The sequence below is a fragment of the Streptomyces sp. NPDC048383 genome, assembly GCF_040651775.1.
Taxonomy (GTDB): Bacteria; Actinomycetota; Actinomycetes; order Streptomycetales; family Streptomycetaceae; genus Streptomyces.
Genome location: NZ_JBEZKS010000021.1, coordinates 57,506 through 79,923 on the forward strand (window position 1 = coordinate 57,506; position 22,418 = coordinate 79,923).

Below are 22,418 nucleotides of genomic sequence, written 5' to 3' on the forward strand. Positions count from 1 at the left end.
TCGCCCCGCTCTGACGTGCATGAATCGCTATATTCGCGGAGGAACCGGGAGGTAGGTCCCGATCGTGACCCGCACCGAGACACCGCACCGCCCAACTCAGTTCACCTTCCGTTCATCCAGGTTGCCTACGGTCGCCGAGCCAATGACGTCAAACAGAAGCCTGGGTAAATGGAGCACATAACGCTTCTCCTCGGGATCGTGATCATCACCGCTCTCGTGTTCGACTTCACGAACGGTTTCCACGACACGGCCAACGCGATGGCCACCACCATCTCGACCGGCGCCCTCAAGCCCAAGACCGCGGTCGCCATGTCCGCCGTGCTGAACCTCGTCGGCGCTTTCATGTCCGTGGAGGTCGCCAAGACGATCTCCAAGGGCCTGGTCAACGAGGAAGGCATTCAGCCGGAGGTGATCTACGCCGCCCTGGTCGGCGCGATCCTCTGGAACCTCGTCACCTGGCTGGTCGGACTGCCCTCCAGCTCCTCCCACGCCCTCATGGGTGGCCTCATCGGCGCCGCGGTCGCTTCCGCCGGCCTCGACGCGGTCAACGGCAGCGTCGTCGTGACGAAGGTGCTGATCCCCGCGATCGCCGCCCCGCTCGTCGCCGGTGTGGCCGCCATGCTGGCCGCGAAGCTGACGTACAAGCTGGGCAACCAGGTCGGCGAGAAGACCTCCGCCAAGGGGTACCGCGCCGGTCAGATCGCCTCGGCCGGTCTCGTCTCCCTCGCGCACGGCACCAACGACGCGCAGAAGACGATGGGCATCATCACCCTGGCGCTGATCGCCGGCAACGCCCTGCCCGCCGGCGCCAACCCGCCGGTCTGGGTCATCGTCTCCGCCGGTCTGGCCATCGCGATGGGCACCTACCTGGGCGGCTGGCGCATCATCCGCACCATGGGCAAGGGCCTCACCGACCTCCAGCCGCAGCAGGGCTTCGCCGCCCAGACCTCGGCCGCGAGCGTCATCCTGGCCTCCTCCACCCTCGGTTTCTCCCTCTCCACCACCCACGCCTGCTCCGGCGCCGTCATGGGTGCGGGCCTGGGACGCAAGGGCGGCGTGGTCCGCTGGTCCACCGCCACCCGCATGTTCATCGCCTGGGGCCTGACCCTGCCGGCCGCCGCGCTCGTCGCGTCCGTCGCCGAACTGGTCATGCGCACCGGTGACATCGGGATCGCCGCCGTCACGGTCTTCCTGGTCGCCTCCTGCTTCGCCATCTGGGTCATCTCCCGCCGTCAGGTCGTCGACCACACCAACGTCAACGAGCTGGAGACCCCCGGCGCGACGGACGAGCCCGGTGTCGTCACCACGGCCATGGCCGCCGTCACCGTCCCGCCGACCACCGCCGCGGCCGGTACCACCGCCGCCGTGACCGACGAGGACCTCAAGGCCACCATCCCGGCCTCGACCACGACCCCCGCGGCTCCGGCCGCGGCGGTCTGACCCCGAGAACGACAGAGGAATCAGCGGTATGAAGATCGACTGGGCATCACTGGGCTCCGTCTTCGGAGTCAGCCTCACCGCCACGGTCGCCCTCGTGGCCCTGTTCACCCTGGGCCTGGTGGGCCTGTCCAAGCACGAGGCCGCCACCGAGCGCCGTGGCGCCGCGGTCATGGCCCGCAGCGGTGCCTACGCCTGCTTCGCGCTCTGCGCGGCCGCCGTGTCGTACGGGATCTACCTGATCGTCGCCTGAGACGGTGCGTCCGAAGCTCCCTCCGGTCTCCGGGGGGAGCTTTCGCATGCCCCGGCGCACACCCCGCCCCGCCCCCCGTCCCGCACCCGCCCCAGGTCAACGGCAAGTTGACGGGCGTTCGCGGTGCGTGGTGGACTGCGCGAGCCAATACGGCGGCATGGAAGAGGAAGTCCGGTGCGAATCCGGCGCGGTCCCGCCACTGTCACCGGGGCGCACACACCGTGCGCGCCCCGGGAGCCAGGAACTCTCGCCGCCGGACACGTCGAACCAGGGCGCGGACCCTGAGTGAGGACATACCTGCCACCATGCGTGCCGATCGCGTCTTCGCGTACGGCGCCACGGCGGGCCTGATCGGCGACCGGATCCTCGGGGATCCGCGCCGAGGGCACCCCGTGGCCGCCTTCGGGAGAGCCGCCGCCGCCGTCGAACGCGCCCTGTGGCGCGACGACCGCGCCCGCGGCGTCCTCCACACCCTGGTGTGCGCCGGAGGCGCGACCGCCGTCGGCGCACTCGCCGCCCGCGCCGTGCGCGCGCGGCCCGCGGCCGCCCGCGTCGCCCTGACCGCCGCGGCCACCTGGGCCGTCGTCGGGGGCACCTCGCTGGGGCGGGAGGCCCGTGCCATCGGCGGGGCGCTCTCCGTCGGGGACACCGACGTCGCCCGCGAGCGACTGCCCCACCTGTGCGGCCGCGACCCCCAGTCCCTGGACGGTCAGCAGATGGCCCGGGCCGTCGTGGAGTCCGTCGCCGAGAACACCTCCGACGCGGTCGTCGGGGCACTGGTGTGGGGAGCCGTCGCCGGGGTCCCCGGGCTGCTGGCCTTCCGCGCCGTGAACACCCTGGACGCCATGGTGGGCCACAAGTCGCCCCGCCACCTGCGCTACGGCTGGGCCTCCGCCCGCCTCGACGACGTGGCCGGCTGGCCCGGGGCCCGCCTGACCGCGCTCGCCGCCGTCGTGGCCGGTCCCGACCGGCGGGGAGCCGTCCGCGCCTGGCGCGCCGACGCCGCCGCCCACCCCAGCCCCAACGCCGGACCGGTGGAGGCCTCCTTCGCGGGGGCGCTCGGCGTCCGGCTCGGCGGAACCCTGTCCTACGGCGGCCGGACCGAGCACCGCGCCGTGCTCAACGGGGAGACCGGGCGGCCCGTGGAGGTCGCCGACATCGAACGGGCCGTGCGCCTGTCGCGGCGGGTGACCTGGCTGGCGCTGGGCGCCTGCGTCGCGGCCCGGCTGCTGGTGGCCCGTACCGGGCGGAAGGGGCGGCGCGGATGAGCGGCGCGAGGCGCGGCGGCGGAATGCTGGTCGCCGGCACCACATCGGACGCGGGCAAGAGCGTGGTCACGGCGGGCATCTGCCGGTGGCTGGTCCGCCAGGGGGTGAAGGTGGCCCCCTTCAAGGCGCAGAACATGTCGCTGAACTCGTTCGTGACCCGTGAGGGCGCCGAGATCGGCCGGGCCCAGGCCATGCAGGCCCAGGCGGCCCGGGTGGAGCCCACGGCCCTGATGAACCCGGTGCTGCTCAAGCCCGGCAGCGACCGCAGCAGCCAGGTCGTGCTGCTCGGCAAGCCGGTGGGCGAGATGAGCGCGCGCGGGTTCTTCGGCACGGCGGGCCCCGACCGGCTCCCCGGGTCGCCCGTGTCCGGCGGTCACCGGGAGCAGCTCCTCGGCGTCGTCACGGACTGCCTGGAGCAGCTGCGGGGCACGTATGACGCCGTGATCTGCGAGGGGGCGGGGAGTCCGGCCGAGATCAACCTGCGCCGGACCGACATCGTGAACATGGGCATCGCGCGGGCCGCGCGGTTCCCCGTCGTCGTGGTCGGCGACATCGACCGGGGCGGCGTGTTCGCGTCCTTCTTCGGGACCACCGCGCTGCTGTCCCCCGAGGACCAGTCGCTGATCGCCGGCTACCTGGTCAACAAGTTCCGGGGTGACGTATCCCTGCTGGAGCCCGGCCTGGAGATGCTGCGCGGGCTCACCGGGCGGGCGACGTACGGGGTGTTGCCGTTCCGGCACGGGCTGGGCATCGACGAGGAGGACGGGCTGCGGGTGTCGCTGCGCGGCACCGTGCGGGAGTCCGTGGTGGCCCCGCCGGTCGGTGAGGACGTGCTGCGGGTCGCGGTGTGCGCGGTGCCGCTCATGTCGAACTTCACCGACGTCGACGCCCTCGCCGCCGAACCGGGCGTGGTCGTACGGTTCGTGGACCGGGCCGAGGAGCTGGCCGACGCCGACCTGGTCGTCGTACCGGGCACGCGCGGCACCGTGAAGGCGCTCGCCTGGCTGCGGGAACGGGGGCTCGCCGACGCGCTGCTGCGGCGGGCCGCCGAGGGTCGGCCGGTGCTCGGCATCTGCGGCGGCTTCCAACTGCTCGGCGAGCACATCGAGGACGAGGTCGAGTCGAAGGCCGGCGCGGTGGACGGCCTCGGGCTGTTGCCCGTACGGGTCCGCTTCGCCCGGGAGAAGACCCTGGCCCGGCCGGTCGGCTCGGCGTTGGGCGAGCCCGTCGAGGGGTACGAGATCCACCACGGCGTGGCCGAGGTGCTGGGCGGGGATCCGTTCCTCGACGGCTGTCGCGTCGGCGCCGTGTGGGGCACCCACTGGCACGGCTCGCTGGAGTCGGACGGCTTCCGGCGGGCCTTCCTGCGCGAGGTGGCCGCGGCCGCCGGGCGCCGGTTCGTGCCCGCCCCGGACACCTCGTTCGGGCTGCTCCGCGAGGAACAGCTCGACCTGCTGGGCGACCTGATCGAGGAACACGCCGACACCGCCGAGCTGTTGCGGCTCGTCGAGTCGGGCGTCCCGGACGGGCTGCCGTTCCTGCCGCCGGGTGCGCCGTGACGGCCCCGCGCCGGGACCGGCCCCGGACGCACCGGGAACACAAGACCCCCATGGCCGACGGCCGGCGCGGCGCGACGGGCGACCGGCACAGTCCACTCGAAGGAGTGATCAGCGGATGAGCAGCACCCACTTCCCGTTCACGGCGGTGGTCGGGCAGGACGACCTGCGGCTGGCGCTCCTGCTGAACGCCGTCAGCCCGGCGGTCGGCGGCGTGCTCGTGCGCGGTGAGAAGGGGACCGCCAAGTCCACCGCCGTGCGCGCGCTCTCCGCGCTGCTGCCGCAGGTGGACGTCGTGCCCGGCTGCCGGTTCTCGTGCGCGCCCGCCGCCCCCGATGCGGCCTGCCCGGACGGCCCGCACGAGCCCGGACCCGGCAGCGCCCGTCCCGCGCGGATGGTGGAGCTTCCGGTCGGCGCCTCGGAGGACCGGCTCGTCGGCGCCCTCGACATCGAACGGGCCCTGTCCGAGGGCGTGAAGGCCTTCGAGCCGGGCCTGCTCGCCGACGCGCACCGGGGAATCCTCTACGTCGACGAGGTCAACCTCCTGCACGACCACCTCGTGGACGTCCTGCTGGACGCCGCCGCGATGGGCGCCTCGTACGTGGAGCGCGAGGGCGTCTCGGTGCGCCACGACGCCCGGTTCCTGCTCGTCGGCACCATGAACCCCGAGGAGGGCGAGCTGCGCCCGCAGCTCCTGGACCGGTTCGGGCTGACCGTGGAGGTCGCGGCGTCCCGCGAACCCGCCCTGCGCGTCGAGGTGGTGCGCCGCCGGCTCGCGTACGAGGACGATCCCGCGGGCTTCGCCGGCCGCTGGGCCGGGGACGAGCGCGAGGTCCGGGCCCGGGTGGTGGCCGCGCGGGCCCTGCTCCCGAAGGTGGTGCTGGACGACACGGCGCTGCTGCGGATCGCCGCCACCTGCGCCGGCTTCGAGGTCGACGGCATGCGCGCCGACATCGTGATGGCCCGTACGGCGACCGCCCTGGCGGCGTGGGCGGGGCGCACGGTCGTGCGCAAGGAGGACGTCCGGCAGGCGGCCCTGCTGGCGCTCCCGCACCGGCGCCGCCGCAACCCGTTCGACGCGCCCGGCCTGGACGAGGACATGCTCGACGAGATCCTGGACCGCTTCCCCGACGAGGAGCCGGACCAGGAGCCCGAGCCCGACCCGGAGCCCGGGGGCCCGGACGACGACGGCCCCGAGGGCGGTCCGGACGGCGGTCCCGACGGCGGGGGCGCTCCCCCGCAGGACGAGGGTCCGGGTCCGTCGCGGGAGCCTGCTCCGCCCGCGCCCGAGGACGCCGCGGACCCCGGGGCCCCCGACGCCGAGCCGGCGGAGCAGCAGCCGTCGGAGCCGCAGCCCGCGCGGGGCGACGCCGGCCCGGACGGGCCCGAGCAGGCCGCCGTACGGGCCTCCGAGCCGTTCCGCACCCGGATGCTCAGCGTGCCCGGCCTCGGCGAGGGCGGCGCGGCCGGGCGGCGCTCGCGCGCCCGTACCGCGCACGGCCGGACCACCGGCGCCCGGCGGCCCCGGGGGCAGCTGACGAAGCTGCACCTGGCGGCGACCGTGCAGGCCGCGGCCCCGCACCAGCGGGCGCGCGGGCGCAGCGGCACCGGTCTGGTGGTCCGCAAGGACGACCTGCGGCAGGCGACCCGGGAGGGCCGCGAGGGCAACCTCGTGCTGTTCGTGGTCGACGCCTCCGGTTCGATGGCCGCCCGGCAGCGGATGAGCGCGGTCAAGGGTGCGGTCCTGTCGCTGCTGCTCGACGCCTACCAGCGCCGCGACAAGGTCGGTCTGGTCACCTTCCGGGGCGCGGCTGCCGATCTGGTGCTGCCTCCGACCTCCTCCGTGGACGCCGCGGCGACCCGGCTGGAGCAGCTGCCCACCGGGGGTCGTACCCCGCTGGCCGCCGGGCTGTTGAAGGCGCGTGAGGTGTTGCGGATCGAGCGGCTGCGCGATCCCTCGCGGCGACCGCTGCTCGTGGTCGTCACCGACGGCCGGGCCACCTCGTCCGGCGGCGTCGGCGGTTCGGTCGGGGGGACGCCCCGCGAGCTGTCCGAGCGGGCCGCGCTGCTGCTGCGCGCGGAGGGGGTCACCTCGGTCGTCGTGGACTGCGAGGCCGGCCCGGTCCGGCTGGGGCTGGCCGGGGTGCTGGCCGCGGACCTCGGTGGTCCGTCGGTCACCCTCGACGGGCTGCGGGCAGACGCGCTGGCCGGGCTCGTGAAGAACGTACGTACCTCGGTGGCGTCCAGCGCCGGGCACAGCAGCAACAGGAGGGTCGCGTAATGCCCCAGGGACAGCCGTCCGTCGTTCCGGACGACGGGCTCACGACGCGTCAGCGCCGCAACCGGCCGCTCGTCTTCGTCCACACCGGCCCGGGCAAGGGCAAGTCGACGGCCGCCTTCGGGCTGGCGCTGCGCGCCTGGAACCAGGGCTGGCCGATCGGGGTGTTCCAGTTCGTCAAGTCGGCGAAGTGGAAGGTCGGCGAGGAGAACGCGCTGAAGGCGCTCGGGGAGACCGGCAAGGGCGGCAGCGTCGTCTGGCACAAGATGGGCGAGGGCTGGTCCTGGGTCCAGCGCGACGCCCAGCTCGACAACGAGCAGGCGGCCAAGGAGGGGTGGGAGCAGGTCAAGCGCGATCTGGCCGCCGAGACCCACAAGCTGTACGTGCTCGACGAGTTCGCCTACCCGATGCACTGGGGTTGGATCGACGTCGACGAGGTCATCGAGGTGCTGCGGAACCGGCCCGGGACCCAGCACGTGGTCATCACGGGCCGCAACGCCCCGGAGAAGCTGGTCGGGTTCGCGGACCTGGTCACCGAGATGACGAAGGTCAAGCACCCGATGGACACCGGCCAGAAGGGCCAGAGGGGCATCGAGTGGTGATGTCCGTGAACGTGCCCCGGCTGGTCATCGCCGCGCCGGCCTCCGGCAGCGGCAAGACCACCGTGGCGACGGGCCTGATGGCGGCCTTCGCGGAGCACGGCCTGGCCGTGTCCCCGCACAAGGCCGGGCCCGACTACATAGACCCGGGGTACCACGCGCTGGCCACCGGCCGGCCGGGCCGCAACCTCGACGCCTTCATGTGCGGGCCGGAGCTGGTGGCGCCGCTGTTCGCGCACGGTTCCGCCGGTTGTGACCTGGCCGTGGTCGAGGGCGTGATGGGGCTGTACGACGGGGCCGCGGGGCGGGGCGAGCTGGCTTCGACGGCGCAGGTCGCGAAGCTGCTGCGGGCGCCGGTGGTGCTGGTGGTGGACGCCTCCTCGCAGTCGCGTTCGGTGGCGGCGCTGGTCCACGGCTTCGCCTCCTTCGACCCGCTGGTCCGCCTCGGCGGGGTGATCCTCAACAAGGTGGGTTCCGACCGGCACGAGGTGATGCTGCGGGAGGCGCTGGAGGAGGCCGGGATGCCGGTCCTCGGCGTCCTGCGGCGCGCCCCCCAGGTGGCGACCCCGTCCCGGCACCTGGGCCTGGTCCCGGTCGCCGAGCGGCGTACGGACGCCCTGGCCGCGGTGGCGGCGCTGGCCGAGCAGGTCCGGGCGGGCTGCGACCTGGAGGCGCTGATGGCGCTGGCCCGGACGGCGCCGCCCTTGGAGTGCGAGCCCTGGTCGCCCGCGGCGGCCCTGGCCGAGGAGACCGGCGCCGCGGACGCGGCGGCTCCCGACGCGCTCGACGGGCGGCCCGTGGTGGCCGTCGCGGGCGGGGCGGCGTTCACGTTCTCGTACGCCGAGCACACGGAGTTGCTCACCGCGGCGGGCGCGCGCGTGGTCACCTTCGACCCGCTGCGGGACGAGGCGCTGCCGGACGGCACGGCCGGCCTGGTGATCGGGGGCGGTTTCCCCGAGGTGTACGCGCCGGAGCTGTCGGCCAACGAGCCGCTGAGGAAGGCCGTCGCCGCGTTCGCCGGGGCGGGCGGGCCGGTCGCCGCCGAGTGCGCCGGGCTGCTGTACCTGGCCCGGACCCTGGACGGGAAGCCGATGTGCGGGGTCCTGGACGCGGACGCCCGGATGTCGGAGCGGCTCACGCTGGGCTACCGCGAGGCGGTCGCGGTGTCGGACAGCGCCCTCGCCGCCGCCGGCACCCGGCTGCGCGGGCACGAGTTCCACCGGACGGTGATCGAGCCGGGCGCCGGCTCCGCCCCGGCATGGGGGTTCACCCATCCGGAGCGCCGCGTCGAGGGCTTCGTCCTGGACGGGGTGCACGCCAGCTACCTGCACACCCACTGGGCGGCCCGGCCGTCGGTGGCCCGCCGGTTCGCGGAAGCCGCGGCGCGGCGCCGGTGACCGGCAGGTGAGTTCACTCCGCGAGGCCCACGACGAGCCAGATCCCCGCCACCCCGCCCACCGTGCACATCAGTGTCGACAGGGCGGGGTGCTCGTGGTGCGCCTCGGGCAGGATCTCGGCCGCCGCGAGGTACAGCAGGACCCCGCCGAAGAAGCCGAGGTACGCCCCCAGAGGTTCCTCCGGAAGGGTGAACAGCAGGGTGGACGCGGCGCCCACGACGGGTGCGGCGGCGTCCGCGAAGAGCATCAGCACGGCCTTGCGGCGGGCGTTCCCGTACAGCCGGGTCAGCGTGTACGTGTTGAACCCGTCGGCGAAGTCGTGGGTGATGACGGCCAGTGCGACGGCGACGCCCATGCCGCCGCCGACCTGGAACGCGGCGCCCAGCGCCACCCCGTCGGCGAGGCTGTGGCCGACCATCGCGGCGGCCGCGGTGAGCCCGACCTGGGGGACCCGGGCGCCGTCCTCGGCGCCGTGCGCGGCCTGACGTACGGCCAGCAGGCGTTCCACGACGTGGCCGACGAGGAAGCCCGCGACGAACAGCAGCAGCGCGAGGGGCACGCCGAACACCTCGCTGCCCGCCGCGTGCATCGCCTCGGGGAGCAGGTCGAGGCCGACGACGCCGAGCATCAACCCGCCGGCCAGGCCCAGCACGAGGTGGCGGCGGTCGGTGACGCGTTGCGCCGTCCAGCCGCCCGCCAGCGTCATCAGGAACGCGCCCAACGCCACGATCACCGCCATGTGCCCCTGCATACCGATTGCGGGGGGCGGGCGCACGTCCGGGCGCGGGTGGCGGATGACGCCGTGTTGACGTGGGAACCCGGTCGTCGGCGAGGGTCGACGGGCGTACGGACGGACGGCCGACGGGTGACCGCGGCCGTGACGAAGGAGGCAGGATCCCGGTGGGCGACTACGTGACGCGGCTGGTGGTCGGGGTCGGCGGACGCGCGGGGGTTTCCGTGGCGGAGGTCTGCGCGCTGATCGAGGAGACCTTGCGGGGGGCCGGACTCACCGCGGAGGCGGTGGCGGCGCTGGCGACCGTGGAGGCGAAGGCGGCGGAGCCGGGCCTCGTCGGTGCGGCGGAACGTTTCGGCGTGCCGTTGGTGGGCCACCCCGCCGCGGAACTCGCGCTGATCTCCGTACCGCACCCGTCGGGGGCCGTGCGCGAGGCCGTCGGGACCGGGTCCGTCGCGGAGGCGGCGGCGCTGGCGGGCGGCGGGGAACTCCTGGTGCCCAAGCGCCGGTCGATGGCGGCGACCTGCGCCGTGGCCACCCTCCGGGCGCACGACCTGCGCCACCACGGGGACGCGGAGGTGCTGGACGCGGACGACGCGCTGGTCGACCTGGCGGTCAACGTACGGGCGGACACGCCGCCGGCGTGGCTCAAGGAGCGGATCGCGGCCTGCCTCGGGGACCTCGCCGCGTACCCGGACGGCCGGACGGCCCGCGCGGCCGTGGCCCGACGGCACGGGCTGCCGGCGGAGCGGGTACTGCTGACGGCGGGGGCGGCGGAGGCGTTCGTACTGATCGCGCGCGCCCTGGACGCGGTGCGGCCCGTGGTGGTGCACCCGCAGTTCACCGAGCCGGAGGCGGCCCTGCGGGACGCCGGGCACCGGGTGGAACGGGTGGTGCTGCGGGCCGCCGACGGCTTCCGGCTGGACCCGGCGGCGGTGCCCGAGGACGCGGACCTCGTGGTGATCGGGAACCCGACCAACCCGACGTCCGTCCTGCATCCGGCGGCGACCCTGGCCGCGCTGGCCCGGCCGGGCCGGATCCTGGTGGTCGACGAGGCGTTCATGGACGCCGTCCCGGGCGAGCGGGAGGCCCTGGCCGGGCGGCTCGACGTGCCGGGTCTGGTGGTGTTGCGCAGCCTGACCAAGACGTGGGGGCTGGCGGGGCTGCGGATCGGCTACGTCCTGGCGGAGCCGGAGGTGATCGCGAAGCTGGCGGCCGCGCAGCCGCTGTGGCCGGTGTCGACCCCGGCGCTGGTCGCGGCCGAGGCCTGCCTGGAGCCGGCCGCGCTGGCCGAGGCGGAGGCGGCCGCCGGGCGGATCGCCGTGGACCGGGCGCACCTGCTGGCCGGGCTCGCCGAGTTCGACGAGGTCACCGTCGTCGGCGAGGCCGAGGGGCCGTTCGTGCTGATCCGGGTGGAGGGGGCGATGGAGGTGCGGACGCGGCTGCGCGCCCTCGGCTTCGCCGTCCGGCGCGGGGACACCTTCCCGGGCCTCGACGGATCCTGGCTGCGCCTGGCCGTCCGCGACCGCACCACGACGGGCCGCCTCCTCCAGGCCCTGGACCACGCGCTGGCCCTGGTCGGGCGGTAGCCGGGGGCCCGGAACCGGCTGCGGACCCTGGGGGCTCGGGCCGGGCGGCGGGGGTGGTGGGGGACGCCTACGATGGCGGCCTCGGCGGGTGTGGCGACAAGGTGCGACGACAAGGGGGGCGGCGGCCGTGAAGGCTTCCATACGGATAGGCGTGGTGCTGGCGGGGCTGGTGGTGGCGGGCGGCGCTACCGTGTACGCGGTGCCCGGCCTGCTGGACAGGGGCGGCGACGCCGCGACCGACCAGCGTTTCCAGGGTCGACCCGGCGAGACCGGATCCGACGCGCCGGAGGGCGGCGGCGGCTCCGGAAAGCCGTTCACGCTGGTGGCGACGGGCGACATCATCCCGTACCCGTCGATCATCCAGCGGTCGGCGACCGACGCGGGCAAGGCCGGCGAGTACGACTTCCGGAAGATACTCGCGGGGGTCAAGCCCCTGGTGTCCGCCGCCGACCTGGCGATCTGCCACCACGAGATACCGTACGGGCGGCCCGGCGGCCCCTACACCGGGTACCCCACCTTCAAGGCCCCCCACCAGCTGGCCGACGCCCTCAAGGACGCCGGGTACGACAGCTGCTCGACCGCCTCGAACCACACCCTGGACGACGGCTGGGACGGCCTCGTCCGCACCCTCGACCACCTCGACCGGGTCGGGATCCCCCACGTCGGTTCCGCCCGCAGCGCCGAGGAGGCCAAGGCCCCCGCCCTGCTCTCGGCGGGCGGCGCGAAGGTCGCCCAGCTGTCGTACACGTACGGCACCAACGGCATCCCGCTGCCCGCGGGCAAGCCCTGGGCGGTCAACCTCATCGACCAGCAGCGGATCATCGCCGACGCCCGGGCGGCCCGGGCCGCCGGGGCGCACGTGGTGGTGCTCAGCATCCACTGGGGCACGGAGTGGCAGACCGCGCCCGACCAGCAGCAGCGCGATCTCGCGCAGGCGTTGACCGCCTCCCGTTCGGCCGACGGCCTCGCCGACATCGATCTGATCATCGGCACGCACAACCACGTGCCCCAGCCGTACGAGAAGATCAACGGCACCTGGGTGGTCTTCGGCATGGGCGACCAGGTCGCCAGCTTCGTACCGGCCGACAAGCTGCGCGGCAACCAGTCCTCGATCCCCCGCTTCACCTTCTCCCCCTCGGCTGCGCACAAGGGCCGCTGGGAGGTGGTGAAGGCCGAGTACCTCACCCAGTACTCGGACATGGGTCCCCCGTTCCGGGTGGTCTGCGCCTCCTGCGCGGCCTCCGACACCGCGCTCCCCGCGGCCAAGCGCGCGGAGTACGGGCGCATCGACCGCCAGGTCACCGAGGCCGTCACCTCGCGCGGGGCGAGCGCCCAGGGCCTGGAGCACGCGGGCCGCTGAGCCGGTCGCGGGAGGGGCTCCGCACCGCCCCGCCGCGGAACCCCGTAGCCACGGGTTACGAACCCTGCGGGGCCTTGCCGCGCCGGGTGACGACGAGCGCGCCCCCGCCGATGCCGAGCAGGAGCAGCGCGCCGCCCGCCACGTACGGGGTCACCGAACCGGCGCCGGTCTCGGCGAGGTTGGCCTGGGCGGCGGGCTTGCCGCCCGTCGCGGTCTGCGGTTTGACGTCGGCGACGGCCGCCGGCTTGGTCTCCGGCTTCGTCACCGGCTCGGCGCTCGGGGCGGGGCCCGCCGGGGCGGTGCAGTGCGCCTCGGCGAGCACGATCTCGCCGTTGACCTCCGCGACGTTCAACTTGGCCGGGTTGACCGCCACCTTGAGCCGCAGCGCGGTCGCGGCGGCCGTGGTGGAGGTGGTCCCGGTGGCGGACAGCTCAAGGGTGACCGCGCCGACTCCGGGCACGTCCACCACGGTGGGTCCGGCGGCGGACAGGGTGGTCCTCTTGCCCAGGGCGGTCACCGAGCCGAGGACGTTGGAGGTGGCCACGGGCTTCTTGCCGGCTTCGCAGACGGCCTTCGAGGTGACCTTCTCGACCTCGATGAGGGAGAGTCCGGGCAGCCCCGGGACGTGCACGCGGGCCTTGGCGAGGTTGGCCTCGGCCTCGGCCCGGTTCTTGTCGGCGCTCGCCTTGGAGGTGGCGACGTCCGCCTTGAGGATGCTGACCGGCTGCCCCTGCTCGACTCCGTCGAGGGTCACGGTGAGAGCCGTCTTCTGAGCCGTCGCGGGCGCGCTGACCTCGTTGAGCGAGGTCCGCACCGGTACGTTCACGGTCTTGTTGAGCAGGCTCACGTCCAGTCCGGCCCGTAGGACGACGGCGCCGGAACTGCCCTCGCGGCCACCGCCGGCGGCGCCCGTGGCGAGGGCGGGCGGAGCGGCGAGCAGGGCGACCGCTCCCGCGGCGAGCAGGGTGGCCGCGGGCATGCGGAAGGTGTTGCTGTTCAAGGTGGTGGAACCCCCGGGGAGATGGGAGCCGTCGCGCCGCCAATGGGGGACATTGCGCGCGCCGACGGCCTCGACCCTGGGAATTTTTACGCACTCCGAGTGAACGGGCGGAAACCTGGAGTGAGTTCACCCCAACGGGTGGTTTCCACGCACACATTCGATTCATTGCGCCCCGCGCGGCCCACGCGTTCCCTTTCGTCCCGCCCGCCGGGCCCCGCACCCCTTTGACAGGGCGTTTCAAACGACGGACGGGCCGTGACGTCACGGCCCGTCAACCCGGAGCGCGCGGGTACCGGGACTCGTCAGGCGCGGACCGTCCCGTTCACGATCACCCGCTCCGGCTGCGCCAACACCCGTACGTCGGCTCGCGGATCGGTGCCGTAGACAACGAGGTCCGCCGGCGCGCCCTCGGTCAGACCGGGTCTGCCGAGCCACTCGCGTGCCGCCCAAGCCGTCGCCGAGAGCGCGTCCCGGGCCGGGATCCCGGCCTTGACGAGTTCCATGACCTCGGCGGCGACCAGGCCGTGCGGCAAGGAACCCCCCGCGTCGGTGCCGACGTACACCGGGACGCCCGCGTCCCAGGCCGCCCGGACGGTGTCGTACCGCCGCTCGTGCAGCCGCCGCATGTGCGTCGACCAGCGGGGGAACTTGGCCTCGCCGCCCGCGGCCATCTTCGGGAACGTGGCGATGTTGACGAGGGTCGGCACGATGGCCACGCCGCGCTCCGCGAACAGCGGGATGGTGTCCTCGGTGAGCCCGGTGGCGTGTTCCACGCAGTCGATGCCCGCCTCGACGAGGTCCTGCAGGGAGTCCTCGGCGAAACAGTGCGCGGTGACCCGGGCGCCCAAGCGGTGGGCCTCGGCGATGGCCGCCTCGACCTCGGCGCGCGGCCAGCAGGCCGTCAGGTCGCCGACCTCGCGGTCGATCCAGTCCCCCACCAGCTTGACCCAGCCGTCGCCGCGCAGCGCCTCGCGGCCGACGTACGCGACGAGGTCGGCCGGTTCGATCTCGTGGGCGTAGTTGCGGATGTAGCGCCGGGTGCGGGCGATGTGCCGGCCGGCCCGGATGACCTTCGGGAGGTCGTCGCGGTCGTCGATCCAGCGGGTGTCGGAGGGGGAACCGGCGTCGCGGATGAGGAGGGTGCCGGCGTTCCGGTCGGTGAGGGCCTGCCGTTCGGCGGTCGGCGCGTCGACGGCGCCGTGTCCGTCCAGGCCCACGTGGCAGTGCGCGTCGACCAGGCCCGGCAGCGCCCAGCCCGTGACCGTGGTGACCTCGCGGGCGGTGCGCGGCCGCTCGTAGGAGATCCGGCCGCCGACGACCCAGAGTTCGTCGCGCACCTCGTGGGGCCCGACGAGCACGCGTCCCTTCACATGCATGACTGCGCCGTCATGCATGGCCATTGCATCGGTCATGTCGGCACTGTACGTGCGTGCTGGGTACGCTCGACCGGTAACCCCGGACGAAGAGAGCACCCCTGTGACGCACCCCCTCCTGGACCTTCCGCCGCTCACCGCCGAGCACTTCGCGTCGATCGAGCGGGGGGTCGCGCGGCTCCTCGACACCCGGCAGGACGTGGTGATCACCCAGGGCGAGGCGCTGCTCCCGCTGGAGGGCTGCATCCGGTCGGGGGCGCGGCCCGGCTCTACGGCGCTGAACATCGTCACCGGCCCGTACGGGACCACGTTCGGCAACTGGCTGCGCGACTGCGGGGCGAGCGTGGTGGACCTGGCGGTGCCGTTCGACACGGCGGTGACGGGCGCGCAGGTGGCCGAGGCGCTGGCCGCGCATCCGGAGATCGACTTCGTGTCGCTGGTGCACGCCGAGGCGGCCACCGGCAACACGAACCCGGTCGCCGAGATCGGCGAGGCCGTACGGGCCCACGGGGCGCTGTTCATGCTGGACGCGGTCGCTTCGGTGGGCGCCGAGCCGCTGCTGCCGGACGCGTGGGGCGTCGACCTGTGCGTGATCGGCGCGCAGAAGGCGATGGGCGGCCCGGCGGGCGTCTCGGCGGTGTCGGTGTCGGAGCGCGCGTGGACGCGGTTCGCGGAGAACCCGGCGGCTCCGCGCCGCTCGTACCTCTCGCTCCTGGACTGGAAGGACCGCTGGATCGACGGGGGTCGCACGACGCTGCTGCACGCGCCCGCGCAGTTGGAGATGTTGGCCCTGGAGGCCTGCCTGGAGCGGATCGGGGCGGAGGGCCTGGACGGGGTGCTGGCCCGGCACCAGGGCGCGGCCCGGGCGACGCGGGCGGGCGCCGCCGCGCTGGGCCTCTCCCCCTGGGTGCGGGAGGCCGCGCAGGCCGCTCCGGTGGCGACGACGCTGCGGGTGGCGGACGCCTCGTCACTGGTGGCGAAGGCCTTGGCGGCGGACCCGACGGTCCCGCTCGCGGCCGGCGGTGGGGCGCTGGCCTCGGAGATGATCCGGGTCAACCACTACGGCCCGGCGGCCTCGCCGGAAGCGGTCGACGCCTCGCTGCGCGCCTTGGCCGCGGCCCTCACCGCCGACCCGACCCCGGCCCTGACGGCCGCGGCGGCGGCCTGGCGGTAGGGGCGGGGGCGGGCGGTAGGAGCGGGGGTCGGGCGGTAGGGGCGGGGGCGGGCCGAAGGGGTGGGGGTCGGGCGGTAGGAGCGGGGGCCCGGGGCACGCCTGACCGCGGACGCCGTCGCCGACGGGCCCGGGCCGCGGGTGGGGCAGCGGCCGGTGCGGGCTCGTGTCGGCAGTGGTGGTCAGCCGGCCAGTACGTCCAGCAGGCGGTCCACTTCCGCCTCCGTGTTGTAGAGGTGGAAGGAAGCCCGCAGGGCGCCCGCGCGGGCGGCGGTGGACACGCCGGCGGCGAGCAGTTCGGGCTGGCGGTGGGCCAGGCCGGGGACGGAGACGATCGGGGCGGTGCCCGGCACGGGTTCGTGGCCGAGGCGGGCCAGGCCGGCCCGGTAGCGGTCGGCCAGGGCGGTGTCGTGGGCGTGGACGACCTCGATGCCGATCCGCTCCAGCAGCGCCAACGAGGGCTCGGCGGCGTGGTAGGAGAGGAAGGCCGGTGACTCGTCGAAGCGGCGCGCGTCGTGGGCGAGTTCCGGCATCGGCCCGTAGGTGGCGTCCCACATGGACTCCGCCGCCACCCACCCGGCGTGCAGCGGCGTCAGGTCCCGCTGGGCCTCCTCGGACACCGTGAGGTACGAGGCGCCGCGCGTGCCGAGCAGCCATTTGTAGCCGGCGGTCACGGTGTACTCGTACGGCGCGGCGTCGAACGGCAGCCAGCCCGCCGCCTGGGTCGCGTCGACGAGCATGCGCGCTCCGTGGGCGCGCGTCGCCTCGCGGACGGCGGCGAGGTCGGCCGTTCGCCCGTCGGCGGACTGTACGGCGCTCAGAGCCACGAGGGTCGTCTCCGGACCGACGGCGGCGGCCATCGCTTCGAGGGGCGCGTAGCGGACCTTGAGGTCGCCGCGCAGGACGAAGGGGTTGATGACGGAGGCGAACTCGTTCTCGGGGCACAGGACTTCGGCGCCGGGCGCGAGCGAGGCGGCGACCAGCCCGACGTGGGTGGCGACTGCGGAGCCGACGGCGACCCGGGCCGGGGCGACGCCGACCAGTCGGGCGAAGGAGGACCGTACCCGGTTCACCCGGTCGAAGTCGCCGAAGCCGGCGGGCTCCGCGGCTCCGGCCGCGTCGGCCATGGCCCGTACCTCGGCGACGGCCGCCCGCGGGAGGATCCCGCAGGTGGCGGTGTTCAAGTAGGTGGTGGAATGCGCGAACTCGGCGCGGGACACGTCGGAGAGCGAATGATCCATGGCGTCAACTCTGCGCCAGGATCAACCCACAGTCCATTGCCTGGTTCTACGCGTCCGCCCCAAGGTTTCCTTATATGCAAGGGGGGCGGGCAGTCGGGGGCCCCGGCCGGCCCGCCTCCTCGTACCTCAGGACCGCTACCGCGGGACTCCTACCGCGGGACGGCGCAGGAACCGTCGGGCTCGCACGCGTCGGCCGCGGCCGGCTCGGTGACCTCGCGGCCGGCCCAGGCCTGCTCCAGGGCCCGGGTGAAGACCTCGGCCGGCTGCCCGCCGGAGATGCCGTAGCGGCGGTCCAGGACGAAGAACGGCACGGCGTTGGCGCCGAGTTCGGACGCCTCCCGCTCGTCGGCCCGCACCTCGTCGGCGTAGGCGGAGTCGTCGGCGAGGACCGTGCGGGCCTCGGCCTCGTCCAGTCCGGCCTCCACGGCGAGGGCCACCAGGACCTCGGGGTCGAACACGGAGCGTTCCTGGCCGAAGTTGGCGAGGTAGGCCAGGTCGAGCAGTTCCTCCTGCCGGCCGCGGGCGGCGGCCAGGTGCAGGAGGCGGTGGATGTCGAAGGTGTTGCCGTGGTCGCGGCCCTCGGTCAGGTACGTCAGCCCCTCGGCGCGGGCGGCGGAGGCCACCTGCTCCTCCATGCCGCGGGCCTCTTCGAGGGTCCGGCCGTACTTGCGGGCGAGCATCTCCACGACGGGGGCGGTGACGCCCTTGGCGGCGCCCGGGTCGAGCTCGAAGGACCGGAAGGCGACCTCCACCTCGTCACGGTGCGCGAACTCGGCCAGGCCCTTGGTGAAACGGGCCTTTCCGATGTAGCACCACGGGCAGGCGATGTCGCTCCAGATCTCGACGCGCATGTTCCTTCTTCTCTCCGGGTCCGGGGGTGAACGGTTTGAGCTTCAACCGTTCGCCGGGCCGTCTCATTCCCCGGACACCGACCCCGGAGGCACGCGCAGCCTGAGGGTGAGGTGGGAGCCGGAGCGGCCGGACTGCGGCTCCGGCCGCCAGCCGTGGGCCGCGTAGAAAGCCTGGGCGCGGAGGTTGGGCCCGAAGACCTCCAGGCGGACCTGTTCGATCCCGACCCGGCGCCAGGCGTCGAGGCAGGCCTCGTGGAGGGCGGCGCCGGTGCCCCGGCGCCAGTGGTCGGGGTCGACGTGGAGCTGGGTGAGGGTGGTCTCGCCGTCGGCGGTGCGGAACGCGGCGACTCCGGTGACCTTCCCGTCCCGCTCGGCGCACAGGACCTCGCCCTCCGGCGCGGTCCGGGCCACGGCGCGCGACCAGGCCTCGCGGGCCCGGGCGAGCGCGAGGTCGCCCGCGTAGGTCTCCTCCGGTACCCGGCCTTCGTAGTAGGTGGCCCGGGCCCGGACGTGCAGGGCGGCTATGGCGTGGACGTCTGCGGCGCGCGCGTTCCTGATCACGGCAGGGAAAACGCGTCGCGAAGCAGGTCGGTTCCCGACGCGTGGACGATACCGGTGGGTGCACCGCTGCCGCCCGCCCGGCGCCTGCCGCGGCGGCGACGCCACCCGGCGGGGCGGCGCTCCCGCAGTGGTGACGCCCCGGCGGGTGGTGCCGCCCGGCCGGGCGGCACCACCCGAAGCCGTGGCTGTACTCGGTCGGGCGGACGCGCGAGGGGCCGTCGGGCCCGGCGGGCTGCGCTCCCGGCCGGGGCGTCGTGCCCGAGGTGGTCATGCCCGAGGCGGTCACCCACGGGGCGGTCGTGACCGGGCTACTTCTTCACCCAGGCCGCCATCATCTTCTGGGCGATGGGCGCGGCCAGCTTGCCGCCGCCGATCTCGGTGCGGTCCGTGTCCGAGTTCTCGATCATCACGGCCACCGCGATCTGCTTGTCCCCGGCCTTGGCGTACGAGGTGAACCAGGCGAGCGGCGGGATGCTGTTGTTCACGCCGCGCTGGGCGGTGCCGGTCTTGCCGCCCACCTCGGCGCCCGCCACCTGGGCGGGCTTGCCGCCGCCCTCGGTGGCGACCGTGCGCATCGCGTCCGCGAGCATCGACGCCGTCTTGCCGCTCATGACCTCTTCGGACTTGGGGTCCTTGAAGCTCTCCAGGACGTTGCCGTCCGCGTCGGTCACCTCGGAGACCATGTGCGGGGCGACCAGCTTGCCGCCGTTCTGGATCGCGGCGGTCACCATGGCCATCTGCAGCGGGGTGGCCTGCACGTCGAACTGGCCGATGCCGGTCTGCGCGACCTGGTCGACGGACATCTTCTTCGAGGGGTACTTGCTGGGCGGGTTCGTCCGGACCGGGGTGTCGATCTGGACGTTGAAGCCCAGCTTCTCCGCCATCGCGAGCATCTTGTCCTGGCCCAGCTTGGAGGCCAGTTCCGCGAAGACGTTGTTGCAGGACAGCTTGAGCGCGGTGCGTGCGGAAACGTTGTTGCAGGCCGCGTCCCCCGCCTCGCTGGGCAGGTTCGTGCGGGTGCCGGGGATCGTGTACGGGGCCTGGATCCCGGTCGGCTGGTCGATGCCGGTGATCAGACCGTTCTCGATCGCCGCGGCGAGGGTGACCAGCTTGAAGGTGGAGCCGGGGGCCTGCGGCTTGCGCAGGGCGACGTTCTCCATGGCCTTGCCCTTGTCGGCCGAGAGTTCCTGCCAGGCGGCCGAATCGTTGGCACCGGCGATGCGCCCCGGGTCGAAGGACGGGTTGTTGACGACGGCGAGGATCGCACCGGTCGCCGGGTCGATCGCGACGGCCGAACCCTGCTTGCCGTTGAGGGCGTCGTACGCGGCTTTCTGGACGCCCTTGTCGATCGTGGTCAGGACGTTGCCCGGGTCGGCCCGCTTGTTGGTGAGCATGTCCATCACGGTCTTCAGCCGGGTGTCCGAGCCGTTCAGGATGTTCTTGTAGACACCCTCCAACATGCTCGTGCCGTAGGCCTGCGAGCTGTAGCCGGTGACCGGGGCGTAGAGGGGGCCGTCGACGTAGGTCCGCTTGTAGGCGAAGTCCTTGCCGCCCGTCTTCTCCGAGCCGGTGATCGCCTCCCCGCCCACGATGATGTTCCCCAACGGGTTCTCGTACTGCCCGATGAGGTTGCGCCGGTTGTGTTTGTCGTCTGCGAGGGCCTGGCCTTGGTACGCCTGCACCCAGGTGACCCGCACCAAAAGGGCCAGCACCAGAAGCAGACAGAAGACCGACGCACGCCTGATCGTCTTGTTCATCCCCCAAAAGGACGTACCAAGGGCCTCGGACGTTCCACTCTGCCCCGATTGTGGCGGGGTTCTCAGCCTTTCTTCATGATGAATCCCCCTTCGTACGCCGCGATGACCGCCTGGGTCCGGTCACGGGAGCCGGTCTTGGCGAGGACGGACGCCACGTGCGTCTTGACGGTCTGCGCTCCCACCCCGAGCCGCTCGCTCAGCTCGTGGTTGGACAGGCCGGTGGCCATCAGGCGCAGTACGTCGGCCTCCCGCTCCGTCAACCGGCCCGCCCAACCCGGAACGGCGGACGGGACGGTCGCCGCGTGCGCGGCGGCCAGGCTGCGGACGGCCGCCGGGAAGAGCAGCGAGTCCCCCCGGGCGACGAGCCGGACGGCGCCGATCAGCTCGTCCGGATCGGCCCGCTTGAGCAGGAACCCTGCGGCGCCCGCGCGCAGCGCGTCGTACACGTAGGCGTCGTTCTCGAAGGTGGTGACCACCACGATCCTGGGCGGCCGTTCCATGGTCCGCAAGATCTGTTCGGTGGCCCTGATCCCGTCGATCTCGGGCATCCGGACGTCCATCAACACCACGTCGGGGGCCAGCGAGCGGACCTGCGCGACGGCCTCGGCGCCGGAGGCCGCCTCGCCGACGACCTCCAGGTCCGGTTCGGCCTCCAGGATGACCCGCAGGGCGGTGCGGACCATGCGCTCGTCGTCGGCGAGGACGATGCGCAGCGGGGCCCGGCTCATCGCGCGGCCCCGTCGAGCGGCAGGACGGCCCGCAGCCGCCAGCCGCCCTCGTACGGACCGGCCTCGATGAGGCCGCCGAGGAGCGCGGCGCGCTCGGCGGAGCCGCGCAGTCCGCGTCCGCCGCCCGTGCGCGGCTCCGCCTGCGCCTCCCCGTGCGGGGAGGGGAGGGCGGCCGGTGGATTGGTCATGGTGATCTCCAGTTCACGGTGTGCGTCGCGGACGCGGACGACGATCGACAGGACGACGGGGCCCGCGCCGTGGCGCAGGGCGTTGCTGAGGCCCTCCTGGACGATGCGGTACGCCTCCCGGGAGGTGATGGCGGGCAGGTGCGCCCAGTCGCCGACCGGCCCCGGGTCCTGGTGGGCGGTGACGGTGGTGCCGCCGGCCCGGGTACGGGCCAGCAGCCCGGCGAGGTCACGGGCCAGGGTGGGGGCGGGGACGGACTCGGCCCGGGCCGGGTCGCCGTCTCGCAGCAGGCCGAGGACCGCGTCCAGCTCGCCGACCGTGCGCCGGGTGGTGTCCTCGATCGCGGCGAGCGCCTCCCGGACGAAATCCGGATCGCGGTCGAGCACCCGGCGGGCCGCGCTCGCCTGGAGGGTGACGGCGCTCAGCGCGTGCCCGACGGCGTCGTGCAGTTCCCGGGCCAGCCGGTTGCGCACCGCCAGGTCGGCGGCCCGTTCCTCGGCGGCGGCCAGCCGGTCCGCCGCGGTCGGCCCGAGCAACAGGGGTGCGCACCGGGCCAGCAGCGCCCCCGACCAGGCGGCGCACAGGACGAGCCCGATCAGGGTTCCCGCCCCGAGCAGGGGCGCGGCGTGGGCCACGTCCCCGAGCCAGGACCAACTGCCTGCGGTCGATTCCCGCAGCCGCCGCGAGAACGGCATCAGCAACAGCAGCACCGCCATCGGCGGTATCGCGAGGCTGAGCCCGCTGACCAGCGCGCCGACCCCCAGGTGCAGGGTCCACCAGGCCGAGGCCCGCCACCGCGCGGCCCAGGACCGGGCCGGCCCGTCGGCCAGCCGCTCTCCCGACACCCCGCACAGGGCCCGTACGGCGGCCACCGACAGCGGCCGGACCGGCCCGAACAGCGCCGTGGCGGCGGCTGCCGGAAGCGCGATGGCGTAGGAGAGCAGGGCCTGCGGCAGGGAGCGCAACATCCGGCCCTCTCCGAAAGCCGTGCTGACGCCCACCTCGGCGAGGAGGAAATAGGGCATCAGCATGGCGCCACCGAGGATCAGGTGCACCCACCGCAGCCGAAACCACGCCCCC

The 22,418-nt window shown here is 74.1% G+C and carries 19 protein-coding genes and 1 riboswitch; of the genes, 10 read left to right on the forward strand and 9 right to left on the reverse strand.

What is annotated here, in order from left to right:
* Nucleotides 1-168: 168 nt before the first annotated feature.
* From AB0D46_RS17045 to AB0D46_RS17075, 7 genes are all read left to right on the forward strand, one after another.
* Nucleotides 169-1,440 (forward strand): inorganic phosphate transporter, encoded by a 1,272-nt coding sequence (locus tag AB0D46_RS17045; protein WP_362878115.1) that lies wholly within the window; start codon nucleotides 169-171, stop codon nucleotides 1,438-1,440.
* 28 nt (nucleotides 1,441-1,468) lie between these two features.
* On the forward strand, nucleotides 1,469-1,690 hold the full coding sequence (locus AB0D46_RS17050; protein WP_362878116.1) for a hypothetical protein: 222 nt from the start codon (nucleotides 1,469-1,471) through the stop codon (nucleotides 1,688-1,690).
* Nucleotides 1,691-1,851: 161 nt separating this feature from the next.
* A riboswitch (cobalamin riboswitch) is annotated at nucleotides 1,852-1,937 on the forward strand.
* Nucleotides 1,938-1,995: 58 nt separating this feature from the next.
* On the forward strand, nucleotides 1,996-2,958 hold the full coding sequence (locus AB0D46_RS17055) for a cobalamin biosynthesis protein (protein ID WP_362878117.1): 963 nt from the start codon (nucleotides 1,996-1,998) through the stop codon (nucleotides 2,956-2,958).
* Nucleotides 2,955-4,517 carry a cobyric acid synthase gene (locus AB0D46_RS17060; RefSeq protein WP_362878118.1) on the forward strand — a complete coding sequence of 521 codons (1,563 nt, stop codon included), beginning with the start codon at nucleotides 2,955-2,957 and terminating at the stop codon, nucleotides 4,515-4,517. Before AB0D46_RS17055 ends, AB0D46_RS17060 begins: the two co-directional genes overlap by 4 nt.
* 115 nt (nucleotides 4,518-4,632) lie before the next feature.
* Nucleotides 4,633-6,795: a putative cobaltochelatase gene (locus AB0D46_RS17065; protein WP_362878119.1), complete on the forward strand. Its 2,163-nt coding sequence runs from the start codon at nucleotides 4,633-4,635 to the stop codon at nucleotides 6,793-6,795.
* Complete coding sequence (cobO, locus tag AB0D46_RS17070; RefSeq protein ID WP_362878120.1) at nucleotides 6,795-7,394, forward strand: cob(I)yrinic acid a,c-diamide adenosyltransferase; 600 nt, start codon at nucleotides 6,795-6,797, stop codon at nucleotides 7,392-7,394. The genes AB0D46_RS17065 and cobO overlap by 1 nt, the downstream gene beginning before the upstream one ends.
* Nucleotides 7,394-8,788 carry a cobyrinate a,c-diamide synthase gene (locus AB0D46_RS17075; protein WP_362878121.1) on the forward strand — a complete coding sequence of 465 codons (1,395 nt, stop codon included), beginning with the start codon at nucleotides 7,394-7,396 and terminating at the stop codon, nucleotides 8,786-8,788. The genes cobO and AB0D46_RS17075 overlap by 1 nt, the downstream gene beginning before the upstream one ends.
* A gap of 13 nt (nucleotides 8,789-8,801) precedes the next feature.
* Here AB0D46_RS17075 and AB0D46_RS17080 read toward each other — a convergent pair whose 3' ends face one another.
* Entirely contained in the window at nucleotides 8,802-9,527 is a 726-nt protein-coding gene (locus AB0D46_RS17080; protein WP_362878122.1) for a ZIP family metal transporter, read from the reverse strand.
* A gap of 173 nt (nucleotides 9,528-9,700) precedes the next feature.
* Between AB0D46_RS17080 and cobC the strand changes: the two genes are divergently transcribed.
* Together cobC and AB0D46_RS17090 are read left to right on the forward strand one after the other, a co-directional pair.
* A complete protein-coding gene (cobC, locus tag AB0D46_RS17085; protein WP_362878197.1) occupies nucleotides 9,701-11,110 on the forward strand; it encodes an Rv2231c family pyridoxal phosphate-dependent protein CobC in 1,410 nt (469 codons plus the stop codon).
* 127 nt (nucleotides 11,111-11,237) lie between these two features.
* Nucleotides 11,238-12,470 (forward strand): CapA family protein, encoded by a 1,233-nt coding sequence (locus AB0D46_RS17090; protein ID WP_362878123.1) that lies wholly within the window; start codon nucleotides 11,238-11,240, stop codon nucleotides 12,468-12,470.
* A 55-nt stretch (nucleotides 12,471-12,525) separates the two neighbouring features.
* Here the strand turns inward: AB0D46_RS17090 and AB0D46_RS17095 are convergent, their stop codons facing one another.
* A complete protein-coding gene (locus AB0D46_RS17095; protein WP_362878124.1) occupies nucleotides 12,526-13,470 on the reverse strand; it encodes an SCO1860 family LAETG-anchored protein in 945 nt (314 codons plus the stop codon).
* A 302-nt stretch (nucleotides 13,471-13,772) separates the two neighbouring features.
* Nucleotides 13,773-14,864 carry an amidohydrolase family protein gene (locus tag AB0D46_RS17100; RefSeq protein ID WP_362878199.1) on the reverse strand — a complete coding sequence of 364 codons (1,092 nt, stop codon included), beginning with the start codon at nucleotides 14,862-14,864 and terminating at the stop codon, nucleotides 13,773-13,775.
* Nucleotides 14,865-14,946: 82 nt separating this feature from the next.
* Here AB0D46_RS17100 and AB0D46_RS17105 point away from each other — a divergent pair, with 82 nt between their 5' ends.
* Nucleotides 14,947-16,017 carry an aminotransferase class V-fold PLP-dependent enzyme gene (locus tag AB0D46_RS17105; protein ID WP_362878125.1) on the forward strand — a complete coding sequence of 357 codons (1,071 nt, stop codon included), beginning with the start codon at nucleotides 14,947-14,949 and terminating at the stop codon, nucleotides 16,015-16,017.
* Nucleotides 16,018-16,196: 179 nt separating this feature from the next.
* Here the strand turns inward: AB0D46_RS17105 and AB0D46_RS17110 are convergent, their stop codons facing one another.
* The 6 genes from AB0D46_RS17110 to AB0D46_RS17135 all read right to left on the reverse strand — a co-directional run bounded on the left by AB0D46_RS17110 (nucleotide 16,197) and on the right by AB0D46_RS17135 (nucleotide 22,369).
* Entirely contained in the window at nucleotides 16,197-17,255 is a 1,059-nt protein-coding gene (locus AB0D46_RS17110) for an aminotransferase class V-fold PLP-dependent enzyme (RefSeq protein WP_362878126.1), read from the reverse strand.
* Nucleotides 17,256-17,404: 149 nt separating this feature from the next.
* Nucleotides 17,405-18,106: a DsbA family oxidoreductase gene (locus AB0D46_RS17115; RefSeq protein ID WP_362878127.1), complete on the reverse strand. Its 702-nt coding sequence runs from the start codon at nucleotides 18,104-18,106 to the stop codon at nucleotides 17,405-17,407.
* Nucleotides 18,107-18,169: 63 nt separating this feature from the next.
* A complete protein-coding gene (locus AB0D46_RS17120; protein WP_362878128.1) occupies nucleotides 18,170-18,667 on the reverse strand; it encodes a GNAT family N-acetyltransferase in 498 nt (165 codons plus the stop codon).
* Between the two features lie 308 nt (nucleotides 18,668-18,975).
* Complete coding sequence (locus AB0D46_RS17125; RefSeq protein ID WP_362878130.1) at nucleotides 18,976-20,424, reverse strand: penicillin-binding transpeptidase domain-containing protein; 1,449 nt, start codon at nucleotides 20,422-20,424, stop codon at nucleotides 18,976-18,978.
* Between the two features lie 62 nt (nucleotides 20,425-20,486).
* Nucleotides 20,487-21,152: a response regulator transcription factor gene (locus tag AB0D46_RS17130; protein WP_362878131.1), complete on the reverse strand. Its 666-nt coding sequence runs from the start codon at nucleotides 21,150-21,152 to the stop codon at nucleotides 20,487-20,489.
* Nucleotides 21,149-22,369: a histidine kinase gene (locus AB0D46_RS17135; RefSeq protein ID WP_362878200.1), complete on the reverse strand. Its 1,221-nt coding sequence runs from the start codon at nucleotides 22,367-22,369 to the stop codon at nucleotides 21,149-21,151. Before AB0D46_RS17135 ends, AB0D46_RS17130 begins: the two co-directional genes overlap by 4 nt.
* Between the last annotated feature and the right edge of the window lie 49 nt (nucleotides 22,370-22,418).

What these genes read in the sequence shown, in the direction of transcription:
- AB0D46_RS17045 (WP_362878115.1), top strand. Translation starts at nt 169, where the DNA reads ATGGAGCACATAACGCTTCTCCTCGGGATCGTGATCATCACCGCTCTC.
- AB0D46_RS17050 (WP_362878116.1), top strand. Translation starts at nt 1,469, where the DNA reads ATGAAGATCGACTGGGCATCACTGGGCTCCGTCTTCGGAGTCAGCCTC.
- AB0D46_RS17055 (WP_362878117.1), top strand. Translation starts at nt 1,996, where the DNA reads ATGCGTGCCGATCGCGTCTTCGCGTACGGCGCCACGGCGGGCCTGATC.
- AB0D46_RS17060 (WP_362878118.1), top strand. Translation starts at nt 2,955, where the DNA reads ATGAGCGGCGCGAGGCGCGGCGGCGGAATGCTGGTCGCCGGCACCACA.
- AB0D46_RS17065 (WP_362878119.1), top strand. Translation starts at nt 4,633, where the DNA reads ATGAGCAGCACCCACTTCCCGTTCACGGCGGTGGTCGGGCAGGACGAC.
- cobO (WP_362878120.1), top strand. Translation starts at nt 6,795, where the DNA reads ATGCCCCAGGGACAGCCGTCCGTCGTTCCGGACGACGGGCTCACGACG.
- AB0D46_RS17075 (WP_362878121.1), top strand. Translation starts at nt 7,394, where the DNA reads ATGTCCGTGAACGTGCCCCGGCTGGTCATCGCCGCGCCGGCCTCCGGC.
- AB0D46_RS17080 (WP_362878122.1), bottom strand. Translation starts at nt 9,527, where the DNA reads ATGGCGGTGATCGTGGCGTTGGGCGCGTTCCTGATGACGCTGGCGGGC.
- AB0D46_RS17100 (WP_362878199.1), bottom strand. Translation starts at nt 14,864, where the DNA reads ATGCATGACGGCGCAGTCATGCATGTGAAGGGACGCGTGCTCGTCGGG.
- AB0D46_RS17110 (WP_362878126.1), bottom strand. Translation starts at nt 17,255, where the DNA reads ATGGATCATTCGCTCTCCGACGTGTCCCGCGCCGAGTTCGCGCATTCC.
- AB0D46_RS17115 (WP_362878127.1), bottom strand. Translation starts at nt 18,106, where the DNA reads ATGCGCGTCGAGATCTGGAGCGACATCGCCTGCCCGTGGTGCTACATC.
- AB0D46_RS17125 (WP_362878130.1), bottom strand. Translation starts at nt 20,424, where the DNA reads ATGAACAAGACGATCAGGCGTGCGTCGGTCTTCTGTCTGCTTCTGGTG.
- AB0D46_RS17130 (WP_362878131.1), bottom strand. Translation starts at nt 21,152, where the DNA reads ATGAGCCGGGCCCCGCTGCGCATCGTCCTCGCCGACGACGAGCGCATG.
- AB0D46_RS17135 (WP_362878200.1), bottom strand. Translation starts at nt 22,369, where the DNA reads ATGCTGATGCCCTATTTCCTCCTCGCCGAGGTGGGCGTCAGCACGGCT.